10 protein-coding genes and 4 tRNA genes are annotated in these 14,835 nt (G+C 43.7%); 3 read left to right on the forward strand and 11 right to left on the reverse strand.

Annotated features, from left to right (window positions below; translation table 11 throughout):
• Nucleotides 1-14: 14 nt before the first annotated feature.
• The 8 genes from tuf to rpsU all read right to left on the reverse strand — a co-directional run bounded on the left by tuf (nt 15) and on the right by rpsU (nt 3,547).
• Nucleotides 15-1,202, reverse strand: a complete 1,188-nt coding sequence (gene tuf / locus BC349_RS04330) for an elongation factor Tu (RefSeq protein ID WP_187255505.1) — start codon at nt 1,200-1,202, stop codon at nt 15-17.
• A 143-nt stretch (nt 1,203-1,345) separates the two neighbouring features.
• Nucleotides 1,346-1,417, reverse strand: a tRNA-Thr gene (locus BC349_RS04335).
• A 10-nt stretch (nt 1,418-1,427) separates the two neighbouring features.
• Nucleotides 1,428-1,500 (reverse strand) — tRNA-Gly (locus tag BC349_RS04340).
• A gap of 88 nt (nt 1,501-1,588) precedes the next feature.
• Nucleotides 1,589-1,671 (reverse strand) — tRNA-Tyr (locus BC349_RS04345).
• 11 nt (nt 1,672-1,682) lie between these two features.
• Nucleotides 1,683-1,755, reverse strand: a tRNA-Thr gene (locus tag BC349_RS04350).
• A gap of 171 nt (nt 1,756-1,926) precedes the next feature.
• Nucleotides 1,927-2,226, reverse strand: a complete 300-nt coding sequence (locus tag BC349_RS04355) for an HPF/RaiA family ribosome-associated protein (protein WP_187255506.1) — start codon at nt 2,224-2,226, stop codon at nt 1,927-1,929.
• A 142-nt stretch (nt 2,227-2,368) separates the two neighbouring features.
• The gene (locus BC349_RS04360; protein WP_246456774.1) at nt 2,369-3,298 is read right to left on the reverse strand and encodes a tyrosine-type recombinase/integrase; all 930 of its coding nucleotides are present in this window, start codon (nt 3,296-3,298) and stop codon (nt 2,369-2,371) included.
• Nucleotides 3,299-3,349: 51 nt separating this feature from the next.
• Nucleotides 3,350-3,547 carry a 30S ribosomal protein S21 gene (gene rpsU, locus BC349_RS04365; RefSeq protein WP_187255507.1) on the reverse strand — a complete coding sequence of 66 codons (198 nt, stop codon included), beginning with the start codon at nt 3,545-3,547 and terminating at the stop codon, nt 3,350-3,352.
• A gap of 106 nt (nt 3,548-3,653) precedes the next feature.
• Here rpsU and BC349_RS04370 point away from each other — a divergent pair, with 106 nt between their 5' ends.
• A complete protein-coding gene (locus BC349_RS04370; RefSeq protein ID WP_187255508.1) occupies nt 3,654-4,241 on the forward strand; it encodes a riboflavin synthase in 588 nt (195 codons plus the stop codon).
• A gap of 219 nt (nt 4,242-4,460) precedes the next feature.
• On the opposite strand, the gene BC349_RS04375 is transcribed toward BC349_RS04370, so the two are convergent.
• The 3 genes from BC349_RS04375 to BC349_RS04385 form a co-directional block, all read right to left on the reverse strand.
• Nucleotides 4,461-5,027 (reverse strand): hypothetical protein, encoded by a 567-nt coding sequence (locus tag BC349_RS04375; protein WP_187255509.1) that lies wholly within the window; start codon nt 5,025-5,027, stop codon nt 4,461-4,463.
• Nucleotides 5,028-5,943: 916 nt separating this feature from the next.
• Nucleotides 5,944-11,025 (reverse strand): putative type IX secretion system sortase PorU2, encoded by a 5,082-nt coding sequence (gene porU2 / locus BC349_RS04380; RefSeq protein WP_187255510.1) that lies wholly within the window; start codon nt 11,023-11,025, stop codon nt 5,944-5,946.
• A 54-nt stretch (nt 11,026-11,079) separates the two neighbouring features.
• Nucleotides 11,080-12,192, reverse strand: coding sequence for a putative type IX sorting system protein PorV2 (locus BC349_RS04385; protein WP_187255511.1), 1,113 nt, complete (start codon nt 12,190-12,192; stop codon nt 11,080-11,082).
• Nucleotides 12,193-12,315: 123 nt separating this feature from the next.
• Here BC349_RS04385 and tyrS point away from each other — a divergent pair, with 123 nt between their 5' ends.
• Both tyrS and BC349_RS04395 read left to right on the forward strand, forming a co-directional pair.
• Complete coding sequence (gene tyrS / locus BC349_RS04390; RefSeq protein WP_187255512.1) at nt 12,316-13,599, forward strand: tyrosine--tRNA ligase; 1,284 nt, start codon at nt 12,316-12,318, stop codon at nt 13,597-13,599.
• A 43-nt stretch (nt 13,600-13,642) separates the two neighbouring features.
• Nucleotides 13,643-14,830 (forward strand): parallel beta-helix domain-containing protein, encoded by a 1,188-nt coding sequence (locus BC349_RS04395; protein WP_187255513.1) that lies wholly within the window; start codon nt 13,643-13,645, stop codon nt 14,828-14,830.
• Nucleotides 14,831-14,835: the final 5 nt, after the last annotated feature.

Here is a 14,835-nt window from a genome sequence, read left to right on the forward strand (position 1 = left end):
GAGAATCAAATAAATTACTTGATGATCTCAGTCACCTGTCCTGCACCTACGGTACGGCCACCTTCGCGGATAGCGAATTTCAGACCTTTTTCCATAGCGATCGGCTGGATCAGGGTAACTTTCAGGTTGGTGTTATCACCAGGCATCACCATTTCGGTTCCTTCAGCCAGGGTACACTCACCAGTTACGTCCGTAGTACGGAAGTAGAACTGAGGACGGTACTTGTTGAAGAACGGAGTGTGACGGCCACCTTCTTCTTTGCTCAGCACGTACACCTCACCACGGAATTCAGTGTGTGGGGTGATTGAACCGGGCTTACAGATAACCATACCACGGCGGATATCCTTCTTTTCAATACCACGGAGGAGCAGACCGGCGTTGTCACCAGCTTCACCTTCGTCGAGGAGTTTCTTGAACATTTCAACACCGGTAACGGTAGAAGTCATTGGCTTTTCCATCAGACCTACGATCTCAACGGGCTCACCAACCTTGATACGACCGCGCTCGATACGACCAGTTGCAACAGTACCACGACCTGTGATAGAGAATACGTCTTCTACAGACATCAGGAATGGCATATCAACCGGGCGGGGAGGCAGCGGGATGTAGCTGTCAACAGCATCCATCAGCTCGTCGATTTTCTTAACCCACTTTTCTTCTCCGGCCAGTGCACCGGTAGCAGAACCCTGGATGATTGGAGTATTGTCACCATCGAAACCATAAGAGGTCAGGAGGTCACGGATTTCCATTTCAACCAGTTCAAGCAGTTCAGCGTCTTCAACAAGGTCAACTTTATTCATGAACACAACGATCTGAGGTACACCTACCTGGCGGGCCAGCAGGATGTGTTCTTTAGTTTGGGGCATAGGACCATCGGTAGCAGCCACAACCAAGATGGCACCGTCCATCTGAGCAGCACCGGTAATCATGTTCTTCACATAGTCAGCGTGACCAGGACAGTCAACGTGAGCATAGTGACGGTTTGCTGTCTGATATTCAACGTGTGCAGTATTGATGGTGATACCGCGCTCTTTTTCTTCAGGAGCTCCATCAATTTCATCGTACTTCTTTGCTGTCGCCAAACCCTTACTTGCCAGAATGGAAGTAATAGCGGCAGTCAAAGTGGTTTTACCGTGGTCAACGTGGCCAATAGTACCTACGTTAACGTGGGGCTTTTCCCTCTTAAAGGTCTCTTTTGCCATTTTATTTGTTTTTAAGTTGTGGTTTAAAACTGGAAGCCCCTAAAGACTTCTTATTATTAATGTGCTTCACGCACACCTGTTTACAAGAACTACCGGCCCTGATCACATTCCAATTGCTTTCACTTCCGGTTTAAAGCTCTCTGAGCCGTTAGTGAGAATCGAACTCACGACCTCTTCCCTACCAAGGAAGTGCTCTACCCCTGAGCTACAACGGCGGAAAGAAAGAGCGGAAGACGAGTCTCGAACTCGCAACCTATAGCTTGGAAGGCTATCGCTCTACCAATTGAGCTACTTCCGCTTATACCACCCTGCTATTCGCAGGGCAGCTGATTCATTCCTGATTTTAAGAACTATGCCCACTTTATCATCATATAAAGCGGGCGTTGTGGGCAGGAGAGGATTCGAACCTCTGAAGTCGAAAGACAGCGGATTTACAGTCCGCCCCATTTGGCCGCTCTGGAACCTGCCCCGATTTACAAGAGCCACTTGTCGGAATCGAACCAACGACCTACTGATTACAAATCAGTTGCTCTACCAGCTGAGCTAAAGTGGCGATTGAAATTTAAAAAAGAACTACCCCTTTTTGTTTCGGGATGGCAAAGGTAAAAGAATTTAAGAAATACAAAAATTTTGAAAACACTTTTTTTAAAAAAATAAATATGCTCAGCCCGGGAGTGGTTCAGGGCAAAAAAAAAGACCTCCGGGGAGGTCTCTGATGCCTTTGTCAGGCGAAATTTTTTTCTTTTTTTCTTTTTATCTGATTAACCAGGGAATCAAGTGCGCTGTCAAAAGACTCTTCAAATGATTTGGAACTGGCTTTTACGAAGAAGTCATGTTTGGGTACGTGTACTCTGATCTCCGCTACCTTGTCTTTAATCTGATGCACAACATTGTCTAATTTCAAAAAAACATCCACTTTGATGATCCGGTCATGAAATGTAGCCAACTTGTCGATCCGGGTGGTTACATACTCCACGAGTTTTACGTCTGCATCAAAATGTACAGTCTGAATGTTAACGTTCATAGCAATCACGTTTTTAACAGTGAACAATAAATAAAGAACTCATTGTTATGAAGATAACATAAAGCAGTTCATTTTCCAAGAATGGATCCGTTTATTTTTGTTTTTCACAATACATTCACATCCAACACTTTACAATAATATTTCAACCTTTTGGATGAGCCTTCCTGTGTACCTCTTTCAACTTGCCAATAGTAGTGTGAGTGTATACCTGCGTAGCAGCCAGACTGGAATGGCCAAGCAACTCCTTTACTGCATTCAGGTCGGCACCATTATTCAGCAAATGGGTTGCAAAACTATGCCGAAGAATATGCGGACTTCTTTTTTTCAGTGTGGTGAAGTCTTTGAGGTAGTGATTTACGATCCGGTACACATACTGTGGATATAATGCCCGTCCTTTGTCTGTCAGTAACAGGTGAACAGTATCAAATTGTTCCCATTGGCCGCATTTTAATGACTCATAATGGCGGATCATTTCCAGCAGATCCTGCCCCACCGGTATCAGTCTTTCCTTGTTCCCCTTTCCCAGAACTTTGATCGTACGGGAGTAGAAATTCACCTGTTCCTGCTTCAGGTTTACCAATTCACTCAGCCGCATGCCAGTCTGGTAAAACAGGTTCAGGATCAATTCCGTGGTCAGGCCCTTCCAGCCATCTCCATAGGAATTACCGGCAAAAAGCCTTTCAGCCTGCTTTTCTTCTACATAAACAGGTAATTTTTTACCCGATTTCGGGGCCGAAAGACTGGCCACGGGTGAAGCCGGGATTACCGACTTTTTTAAGAGGTATTTGTATAAAGACCGGAGTGAGGAGAGTTTCCGGCCGATAGACCTTGCTGATAGCGGCTGCTTCCCTTCCTTCAGTGAAGATAGCCAGCTACGAACCATTACCGTTGACGCTAAAACCAGCGAACCAGTATCATATTCCAGTTTCAGGTATCCGGCAAATTGTGAAATATCGTCGAAATAGGCCCTTACAGTATGGCCTGTAAATCTTTTTTCGAGCTTCAGGTATTGAATAAAATCAGTTAAATGCGGATCTTCACTGGTATACATAGATAAAAGGGATCGCAGCAAAACTAATGTTTTGCTGCGATCCCGTCACACTATAATGAACAGTTCTAAATCTTATACTTCGAACTTGCCGGCTGCAACCTGCTGCTTATAAACTGCTTTCAGCACTTCAGCCCGACGTTTGATTGACGGCTTGGTGAATGACTGGCGCTCTCTTAACTGTACCAGAACCTTGGCTTTTTCAAACTTCTTCTTGTACTTCTTGAGCGCTTTGTCGATGTTTTCGCAGTCTTTAGAATCGATGATCAGCATAACAATATACCTCCTTTGGTAATTTTTTGGAGGGCAAAGATAGGAAAGAATATTTTAACACCAAATCCTTTTTACCAAAAAAAGAGCTTTAAACTATATTGCGTGCATGTTTACAGGAATTATTGAAGCGATGGGTACAATTACCCGGATTGAAGATTCTGGAACCAACCGGATATTTTGGCTGGAATCGCCTATTTCCCAGGAACTCAGTATTGACCAGAGTGTTTCCCACGATGGTGTTTGCCTCACAATTGATGCCATTGAACCAGGTAAACACAGGGTTACGGCAATTGCTGAGACTCTCTTAAAAACAAACCTCAGCCAGTGGGCTGAGGGCAACCTGGTAAACCTGGAAAGAAGTATGTTGATGAATGGAAGGCTGGATGGGCATATAGTACAGGGGCATGTTGATTGTACGGCAATTTGTATTTCCCGGCATGATAAAAACGGCAGCTGGGAGTACCGATTCTCAATACCAGCAGAATTTGCAGCATTAATTATAGAAAAAGGTTCCATCACTATCAACGGTACCAGTTTAACGCTTTATGATATCACAGATACAGAGTTTTCGGTGTCTATCATACCCTACACTTTTGAAAATACCGATATACAAAAAGTTTTTCCGGGGAGCGCAGTAAATATTGAATTTGATATAATCGGAAAATACATCCGGAGGCTGAAGCAATTTGAATAAAGTGGCAACTGGCTAAACTATGATTGAGTAAATCCTTTCGCGGACCTGGTTCATCCAAGGAATTTGCCCAGAAATTTTACGGCATGCCTGTTTTCTTTTATCCTGTAATACCTTATGGGATCCACGTTTCAATGTGACGACTGGCACAGTCCATTCACCATGGCAATAATACCGCACATATTTCCCCTTGCTGCGCAGGGTTTAAAAAAAGGGGAAAATTTACCTGAGCGGATGTTTTTGTATTGAAAAAGCTGAGCGCGGGTCAAACAAGCATATAATTTTTCCCGAATAACAAGTATCAAAATATATGTGCCCATATTCTTCTGTCAGCCACCGAAAGCCTGAAACAGGTATGATTTCAAGTGTATCTTTTACATGTACAGTGGCGGAATCAACAGTTGTAAGCCAATCAACTCCCTCCGCAAGTCCGATTCTTAAAGTAGGCACCCCATTGAATTCATATGGCAAATCGATCTGAATTTCATTGATGGTTGATTTTGATGCCAACTCAATTTTTTCAAACAACTGGGCATTCAACCGACCCGCCATTTTATAATCCTTTGCATTTTGAAGGGTAAAAAATGAATAGCCTATCAACAGAACCATTATCACCAAAAATTTATACCGATTATCCAAACGGTTCACAACCATCAGGTAAGAAATTAAAAGACAGAAAAAAACAGAGGGTAAATACAAAAACCTTTCCGACTCCCTGTCATGGGTATCAATGCCAAGCGTAATAACAGGAAACAGGGAAAGCCCAAAACAGGCAATCATTAAGTACAAAAAGTAGTGTTTTTTGATGGGCCTGAAATACCTATAAATCAGCACAACCATACCCAGCAGAACCAGCCCGTATAAAACAATAAAATTTACTGTTGAATCCATTGGTGGCAGGAATGAACGTGCCAGCAACCTGTTGTAATTCAGTATAAGGGGTTTAATAACAGTTGCAACAGAAGCATTCAACTCATAATCAGATGCCACCCTGCCCAGGAAGAGATGACGAAATAACAGATTCCCGATAAATATTGTCAGGAAAAGGCTTGCCTGCTTCCATGTGATTCTACTGCCCTCCATTGTTAAATAACGATCTGAAATCGCCAGGAAAATAACCAACACCGGTAAAATCCAGACAGATTCATAAGTAAACAAGCCAATTCCGAAGAAGGCAAGAGATAAACCCAGCCGAATTACAGAATGATACTTTGACAAAAGAAATACAAGCGACAACAGAAAGAATACACAGGCCAGGGATGCTGTTCTTCCCAATATCCAAAGAACCGCCTCCGAATGAAATGGGTACAGGCAAAAAACTGAAGCGGTAATCAACGCGAAATTAAGGCCATCAAATGATGACTCAGGCGCATATCGTTTGAAGAGTTGAAAAGAAAGCTTTAAAACCAGAAATGTACAGGAAATATGAATCAGCAATTTGGTTATATGGTAGCCAATTATTGCACCTCCCCATACATGGTAATCCATTGTTAATGAAAGTTCATGTACCGGCCGTTGAAACCTATTCTGAAAAACCTTGCCCTTAATACTTTCCGGAATATGTATCAGATCATCATTTAAAAGGTAAAAATTTCCCGGGTAGTAAGCCAAAATTGTAGTGAACAGACATAACCCAAACAACAACCATGACATTTCCCTGGGGTACTTTTCGAAAAATGAACCAACCCGATTTCTGACTGCCATCTTACCTGATTAAGTACATTTTGCCATATCCCTTCGTGAAAAATTTATCAGTAGTATCCCCATTGGCTTTGTATTTTTCCAGCTTTTTGCCATTCAGCATGGAAATCACCCTGTACAAATAAACGCCATTGGCCAACCTTTGACCAAACTGATCGGTTCCGTCCCATTTAAACTCTGTAATATTTCTGCCGATCCTGATCGGGCCTAGTTCATCACCTGTAATTTCTCTGACAATTTTTCCTGTCACCGTCAGTATCTGAATTTTAAAATTCGTCGGGATCTCGCTGCCGGTAAGTGTAAATACAAAAGCCGTAGATGTTGAGAATGGGTTCGGGTAATTAAGCAGATTAGAGATCATCGGCTTATTTATCACTGTAAATTCAACTGAATATGAAATTTTACCTGCAGGATTGTTGCTGGCATCTTTTCCGGTTACAATCAGTTCATAATTGTCTATCCCGTTTTCCTCATCAAAGGTATTCAGGAAGGCCGGGCTGAATTCAATTGTAGCAGTATTGTCTGAAGCAGATACTGCCGGTATGAACCGAACGGTATCATTATCAAAACGGTAGGTTTTAATGGATCCGTCGGGATAACGCACCTGGACGCGCATCAGGGAAGTATCATTCAGTAACAAATATTTCGATTCGTCTTTTAATTTGATCTGAATTCTGGGACGAGCCGATACTATATCCCCATTCAGAATGTGAACACCATCGAATGTGACATCCAAAAGCGGATTCTTTCTGTCATCATCTACATACAAATTCCTGAACAGGAAATTGTTGAAATGATATTGTTCTGGCTGGTGATCGTCGGGGTTAAAATCAATATACAGGGTATTCAATCCAGGGAAATTGCGGGTATCTATCTTATAGGTAAACCTTACCGTATCACCGCCGCCAAGCGGCTTCAGCAAGCCCACAGGCAGTTCATGCGGAACATTATTGGCATCAGTCAGTATGACTTTTATTTTAAGGCTGTCAAATGGTATTGATGTGATATTCTTGAATGCAATACCAAACTCCACAATTTCCCCCAGCCCAACAGTATCCTTGGTAGTAAAGAAAAGGTTCGGTGTTATAGCGCCTTCAGGAACGGGATCATAAATCAATCGCCAGTAATCGAGCTGGTATGGACTGAAATTTACCGAATCTGCATTTCTCATGTTAAGTTTCAGTTTAGGATAAATGGCCGCATCAATATCTGAAACATCCACTACCGTTTCATTTATCCCAACTTCTTTCAATACATGAGTACTTCTGTCCTTCCTTATACCAAGTATTTCAATCTTAACTTTATCCGGTGAATTTGATTCAACAGGATGTCCTTCCCATCTTAACTCCTTCCATTTTTTTGAAGGTCCGAATTCGGGTGATTTCAGATACCCCACAGAATCGGGAGTCGTACAGGTAGCGGAAATAAAGAAACGATCATACAAACCCACAGAAACCTTTCCCAGGGCCGTAAAGTCCGGATCATTTTTTCGGTAAATAAGCCCCCAGGATTTGGGTGCATTAATATCATCAATTATTGTAAGGCCTGCCTCCAGCAACTTGTGGTATAAAGAATTATTGCTGCCATACAAACTTGTATCGGCACGCCAGGTACTTGAATAGGAACGCGGATTATTATAATCGTTGGAGCGGATTACAACATAATAGGATGGCGGAATTGAGTCCATAAAATCCATAATCAGTTTCCTGGACTCAGGTGTCATGTAGGAGAATTCAAAATTCCAATTCGTGCTTGCTTTACAATTGGCACTTCCACTTCCAAAACGATAAAGGTTATTACCATTTTCATCAACATTCAACCACGGCTTGAATGTACGGGGATCAATAACATGGAACACAAGGGATCTTCCCACACACGCGCTCCGGATGAAATCATCATCATTGATCAGTACAGAAAAATCTGAGTCTTCAGTCCCCGATGTGGGGTACATGGCCTGCCGCAAAACCAATGAATTGGCTTTTTTCCCAAATACCCATTGACGCTGCTCATCCAGGACAAGGCTATTAAATTCAGATTCTCTGTGCTGGAAAAAATGTGACTGGTTGAACCCCGACTGATTTTCCGATCTGAACATGAAGGAAGACTGATTCCAGATAAAGTCACCGCCCTCGCCAGGTACTAATGCAGTTCTCCAATAATACACCACACTGTCCAGGAAACTTGTCTGCGGATCAAACTCCAGCAAACCTCCCACCGAACTAATGTTCACAGTACGTTTCAGGGAAGAATTGAACAAGGCTGTTGTATCAATTTCCATTACATATTGCTTGAGATTGCTGAATGGATTGGCCGTTGAAGCGTATAATTTTTGTGCAGGATCAGAAACGATGGCGTAATTATAAGGATAGGCTGGAGTGGCTTCATCTTCATAAATAAAAAAGGACTTCGAAACTGAATTGTTATCCTGTACCATTTCATCAATTTCATCGGCGCCATCGAGAACAACGCTCAGCCTGCTCTGCCCTTTGTGGAGGGTAGCTACAACTGGCAGGTCAAATTCAAGAGAGTCTGCATAATTTACTGCCGGACGCTTCTGATTGTACAGGATATTTACACTACCATCAGGGTTAATCCTTTTTATTTCTACGTGGATAGAGTCATTGATAGCCTTGCCCATATTGAAATACCTGACTTTTACCTTAAAGGATTGATCAGATATTGAAATAAAATTCGGACTGATCTCAACCATCGACTCCTCCACTACGTAATCAGGTTTAGGCTGAAAGTTCATTTTTAATGCAGGATCACCATGAAGGTTCAATTGTTCCGCATTTGCTTTTGCCAGGAAATCCAGCGGGGAATAGGAACTGGTCATCTGGGTAAGGGCATCAATATTGAGTCTTCCCAGCGTTGCACCATAATCAGATTTACCCATTTTCGTATAGAATGCATTCAGGTAGGTGGAAAGATAATTCACTACCCCAAAATGCGTACTGGCCAGGAAAGCAATTCCACCTTTTTGTTTTGCGAGCACAAACTTCTCCGTCAGTGATTCAACCACCTGGAAACGACTTGGTGCGTATTGGAAAAAGTCGCCCGCATAACAACCATTCACGGAAAACACCGGGTATTTGCCTTTATTGTTATAATCCACCGGGTCTTCAATACTAAATTGCAAAGTGCTTGCCGAGGAATGTCCGAAATAAGTAAGTAAACTAATTCCTTCTTCAAATTTTTCGCGAATGATCTGGGCCCCGGATTGATCGGTCTCATCCCCAACACTTTTACATAAAACAGTTGTATTGGCTCCAACCAGCGTATCATTTATCAGGTTTTTGTATGTATTCAGGTAACTGCATAACTGAACTCCCAATAAAGCATCCGTTGCCCCCATTACATGGACAATATTTTTCATCCATAATTTGTCTTCAGTTTTCCCTGAAATGGTTTGCTGAACCTGTTCATACTCTTTCACTTTTTCAAGGTAATCTTCCACTTCTGTAGGACTGACAGCAGATAAACGACCAATTCCCGTAAGCGCCAAAGAACTTTCCGGACCCGTAGAGCTAAGCAGGTTATCCGATCCCGGATAGCCATATGTGGGAACCAGGTTGAGTTGGTTCAGCAGGGGCCTTTCTGTTGTTGGGTTGGCCCTGAAAGCATTGTAGGAAACGCCCTTGCCAATAAGAAAAATGTTTTTTACTTCCGAAGAAAAATTGGCCCTGGCAAAGCGGAGGAAATTTTTTACAGACAATGGGTGCCCTTTGATCCCGAAGGCAAACTGGTCAACCAATTCATTGATATCGTAAAGTTTTGCCGAATGGCTTCCGCCGGCTACACTGCTTCTGTAGGCCCGGTAATCTTCAACCGGGTTATTCCCGTTTGCTCCGTTATACAGTAAAGGATTGGAGATAATCAGGTAGTCACCCTGTTCGGCAGTATTCCGAAAATCAGTAAACTTACGTTGTATCAGTGTGGTAACGGGCAGAGGGACTGCAGCAGCCTGACTTACCAATACCATTTTCCGGGCAGTGGCGCTGCCTTTGAGGGAGAACCTGAACACACCCGCCACCTGGGTATTGGCTACATACCTTTCAAGTGTCTGGGTATCATATAAAACCGGAATACTTCCACCTGCATTGAAGTTCTTTATCTCCAGGTAATACCCCGCCGTTCTTGCTTCCAACTCAAAATAAAACTGGTTGGCACCCCCAAAATCAAACTCTCTCGGATAAATGATTTCATAAAAGGATAATACCAACCGATCAAGATAGGGATCAGGACCAGATGGTGGCGCCGGAGGCTGAACATTTGTAAATGCCACAGCCGCACTACCTGAAGAAAGTAAATTAGTTGAGAAGCTAACGGACGATACAAGATCATTGAAAAAATTCATTACAGTATCTTTCAACATGTTCCCGTTCACCGCCGCACTGATCCGCCTCGTTTTTACGGTATTGCCAAAAGCACCAAATCTAAGAACTGCATTAGGACCGGTGACCACAGGTTTCAGATTGGAGAGGTTTTCCGTACGGGTTACCCTTTGCCTGATATCCGTACTGGACCAGAATTCACCCCTGTCATAGGAAGATGAATAAATATATTGCTCAAGATCAGCAGCAAACCCAGGATTGATCTGCTGTTTGAAATGCGTTCCGACGGTGTGTAAAAAATAAGGTTCTGCAGCCAGTGTATTGCCCGCCACATCATTATCTACTGATGCAAAGCGCAAATTGGGAGATACAGGTTCAACAGTCAAAAAGTAAATGGCAGTATCAGCGTGAAGATTATACCTGGTGGAATGCTGGAACCTGGCATTACGATAAAGCACCCGGTCCGGTTCCCCATCATTCGCCCTTCCCCAGAACTCAATATACCCCCCTGCCGGCAAGGGTCCGCTGGCAGCCGATGTATACAGCGGAACTTCCACCCCATTCCTGTACAATCTGAAATGCTCAGCCGGTGTATTTTCCAGTCCGCTCGCACGAAGGGTGGATTCCGGAATGCGGTACAGACCGTCTTTGCCAACCTTGAATTTATAATAGGTATTGCTGAAATTGATCCATTCATTGTTGAATGGCTGGGCCTTTGTTATAAATGAAAAAGCCAGTATTGCTACCAGCAAAAAGCTTATTCTCCGCAAAACTATTGTTCGGTTATTTCGCATATGCTTTAGCACTTACTTATTTTTATTTTTTTTGACCAGGTCGAGCTTCAGCGAAAACACATGTGTATAAAGTGGATTCGACTGATTGGCAAGATTTGTAAACGCATAGTCGATCATCACATTCTGCAGCCTGAAACCGGCCCCCAGGGCAGGCTGGTATATCCATATCTTTTTAGAATAAGTGCTGTCATCGTCATCCAGTGCTTTCTGAAAATTGTTGATGCCTGCCCTTACAAAAAATACATTTTTCACAGCAGCTTCCAATCCGATCTTTGGGTCGATGCTCACTGCTGAACTGCTGATGACCGTATTCCTTCTTCCATCAAATGTAAAATCGAGGTTGGCTTCTGCCAGCAGGTTGACAGATTTGTTAATCCGGAAATTATAGGAAGCACCGGCAATTAGTTTGGGAGCGGTCAGTTCGGTTGATTTAACAGGGATATCATTCTGGGTAACATAAAATACTTCCCGCATTTTATCATTTATGCTGTAGGTCCAGGCATTAAAGGTGGTTGTTACATCCCTGGCAACAAGTCCCACCTGCAGCTTTTTGTTGATGTACTGCACACCGGCATCAAATCCGAAGCCCCATGCACTTGCAAAATCTCCGGCCTTACGGTGAATAACCTTTGCATTAAAACCCAGGTTGAGTTTTTTATCCGGGTCATTCATTTTCAGTTCCTGGGCATAGGAAAACAGGAAAGCATAATCGGCTGATGAAAACGTAGTGATATTATCAAAATTAATACTGCCATCCGGTTCTACCAGGAAGACCGTATTGGGAATATCATCCACAGCGAAGCGTAACACCGAAATCCCGATGGTTCTTTTACCATCGCTCAGCGGAATAGCAACATTTGCATAATCGTATTTTCCGATACCGGCAAAATATTCGGCATGCATTATGTTTACCTGCGCCTGGTTCTTTACATGAACCAGTGCAGCGGGATTCCAGTACCCCGCCGTACCGTCAGAAACGGAAGCTACCTGGGCCGACCCCATAGCCAGCCCCCTTGCACCAGCCCCGATATTCAAAAATTCATTAGAATATTTCCGGAACTGAGCCGACAATAATGCAGGCAGGAAAACACAAAAAGGGATCAACCATTTGATCTTGGCAGTCATTGGATCAACTTTCAGGATAAGCAATAAGTACGCTAATGAACACTAACGAGCGGCCGGCCTTAATATTGCCTTTCGCAGGCTAACCCGTTTGCGTTAGTTTTGCTGCAAATTGCAGCATTTTTTATGAATTTGATCGAAGAATTACGCTGGCGAGGCATGTTGCAGGATATCATGCCCGGCACCGAGGAACAGTTGAACAGGGAAATGACTTCCGCCTATATTGGTTTTGACCCTACCGCTGACAGCCTTCACATAGGCAGCCTGGTCCCCATTTTATTACTGGTTCACCTCCAGAAAGCCGGCCACAAGCCATTTGCGCTGGTTGGTGGAGCCACGGGAATGGTAGGCGATCCTTCGTTCAAGGCTGAAGAAAGGAAAATGCTGGATGAGGCCACACTGCAGCAAAACCTGGCAGGTATCAGGGCCCAGCTTGCCCATTTCCTGGATTTTAATGAAGCCCTCCCAAATGCCGCTGAAATTGTCAACAACTACGATTGGTTTAAAAATATCAGTTTCCTCGATTTTATCCGTGATGTGGGCAAACATATTACGGTTAATTATATGATGGCAAAGGACAGTGTGAAGAAACGGATCGAGGGAGATAGTGGCATCAGTTTTACAGAATTCACCTACCAGCTTATCCAGGGTTATGACTATTACTGGCTCAATAAGCACAAGAACTGTAAACTACAGATGGGCGGCAGCGACCAATGGGGTAATATCACCACAGGAACGGAACTTATCCGCCGCATGTCGGGTGGGGAAGCATTCGCTTTTACCTGCCCATTACTGACAAAGGCAGATGGCGGCAAATTTGGTAAAACCGAAAGAGGAAACGTTTGGCTGGACCCCAAAAAAACTTCGCCCTACCAATTCTATCAATTCTGGCTGAATGCATCGGATGAAGATGCCATAAAATGGATCCGGATTTTCACCTTCCTGCCCAAGACTGACATTGAACAATTGGTTGCGACTCACCAGGAAGCTCCCCACCTGCGGCTCCTTCAGAAAAAACTGGCCGAAGAAATCACTTCGCTGGTACATGGCCGTGAAGAATTTGAATTTGCGGTAAAAGCATCTGAAATCCTGTTTGGTAATGCTACTACCGAAGTACTGCAAAGCCTGAATGAAGACCAGCTTTTGCAGGTTATGGAAGGAGTTCCTGCACATGAATATGCCCGCACTGCATTTGAAGCTGGAGCTGATATCGTTTCCTTCCTGGCGGATACCGGCATTTTTCCCAGTAAGGGAGAAGCCAGGAAAATGGTACAAAGCGGAGGCATCAGCATTAACAAGGTTAAAGTGGAAGGAATAGATGCAAAACTCCAGATCAGCGACCTGTTGAATAACAGCTACCTGCTGGTTCAGAAAGGAAGAAGAAACTATTTCCTGGTGAAGGCGGTCTGAATACGTTCCAGGTTTCGTAAATTGAATACTGAACCTGTCTTTTATGAAATCATTGCCTGCCATTGTTGCCATTACCTGCCTGCCTGCATTGGGGTTTGCCCAACAGGATTTCCAGCGAAACTTACAGGCCCGGTTCATTGAGGCGGAACATCAGTCTGTGATTGAACTGCCGGAAGGAAATTTCCAGCTCAATGCTTCTTTGTGGCTGGACGGGAAAAACGGTATTACCATAAAAGGAAAGGGGATGGATAAAACCATCCTGAATTTTTCCGGCCAGATTTCCGGTGCGGAAGGCATCAAGATTACCAATGGCTCCAATGTTACCATCGAGGGCCTGACAGTACAGGATACAAAAGGTGATGCTATCAAAACACAACTGGTGGATGGAATTACCTTCCGCAATGTAAAGGCGGAATGGACCCGCGGCGCTCATGAAAAGAATGGTGGATATGGCTTGTACCCCGTTCAATGCAGCAATGTCCTTATTGAAGGATGTGCTGCAAGAGGTGCCAGTGATGCCGGTATTTATGTAGGCCAGTCCAGTAAAATCATCGTTAGAAATTCTCTTGCTATGGAAAATGTAGCCGGGATAGAAATTGAAAATTCGCTCCATGCCGAGGTTTACGACAATGAAGCGACCAATAATACGGGCGGCATACTGATCTTCGACCTGCCAGACCTGGTGGTAAAAAAGGGCGGATACACGAAGGTTTACCGCAACCATGTTCACCACAATAATCACCCGAACTTTGCACCCAAAGGGAATATCGTCGGCAAAGTGCCATTAGGCACGGGAATCATGGTTCTTGCCACCAATAATGTGGAGATCTATGGTAACAGGATCATCAATAACAAAACAGCAGGTACTGCCATTATCAGCTATTATATCACTGAGAACCCGGTTAAAGACAGCACCTATTACCCCTACCCCGGCAATATTTTCATTCATCACAACGAGTATAAACGACAGCGCGGCAGGGCTACCATGAAAGGCAGAATGGGCAAACTGTTCCGTTTTAAACTGAAATTCGGTAAAGACGTTCCGCATATCATCTACGACGGCATCCTGGATGATAAAAATCCTGGCAATAATAAAATCTGTATCCGTGAAAACAGCCAGGCAAGTTTTGCCAATATTGATGCCGCCAATAATTTTAAAAAAATAACACGGGATTTGTCATCGTACGATTGTGAACTCGACATTCTGATGCCAAATGCCGGCAGCAAATGAAATCA

The organism is Flavihumibacter stibioxidans, assembly GCF_014332695.1.
GTDB classification, from domain to species: Bacteria; Bacteroidota; Bacteroidia; order Chitinophagales; family Chitinophagaceae; genus Flavihumibacter; species Flavihumibacter stibioxidans.

Coding starts and splice junctions, on each gene's coding strand:
- tuf (WP_187255505.1), bottom strand. CDS start 1,202: ATGGCAAAAGAGACCTTTAAGAGGGAAAAGCCCCACGTTAACGTAGGT.
- BC349_RS04355 (WP_187255506.1), bottom strand. CDS start 2,226: ATGAACGTTAACATTCAGACTGTACATTTTGATGCAGACGTAAAACTC.
- rpsU (WP_187255507.1), bottom strand. CDS start 3,547: ATGCTGATCATCGATTCTAAAGACTGCGAAAACATCGACAAAGCGCTC.
- BC349_RS04370 (WP_187255508.1), top strand. CDS start 3,654: ATGTTTACAGGAATTATTGAAGCGATGGGTACAATTACCCGGATTGAA.
- BC349_RS04385 (WP_187255511.1), bottom strand. CDS start 12,192: ATGACTGCCAAGATCAAATGGTTGATCCCTTTTTGTGTTTTCCTGCCT.
- tyrS (WP_187255512.1), top strand. CDS start 12,316: ATGAATTTGATCGAAGAATTACGCTGGCGAGGCATGTTGCAGGATATC.
- BC349_RS04395 (WP_187255513.1), top strand. CDS start 13,643: ATGAAATCATTGCCTGCCATTGTTGCCATTACCTGCCTGCCTGCATTG.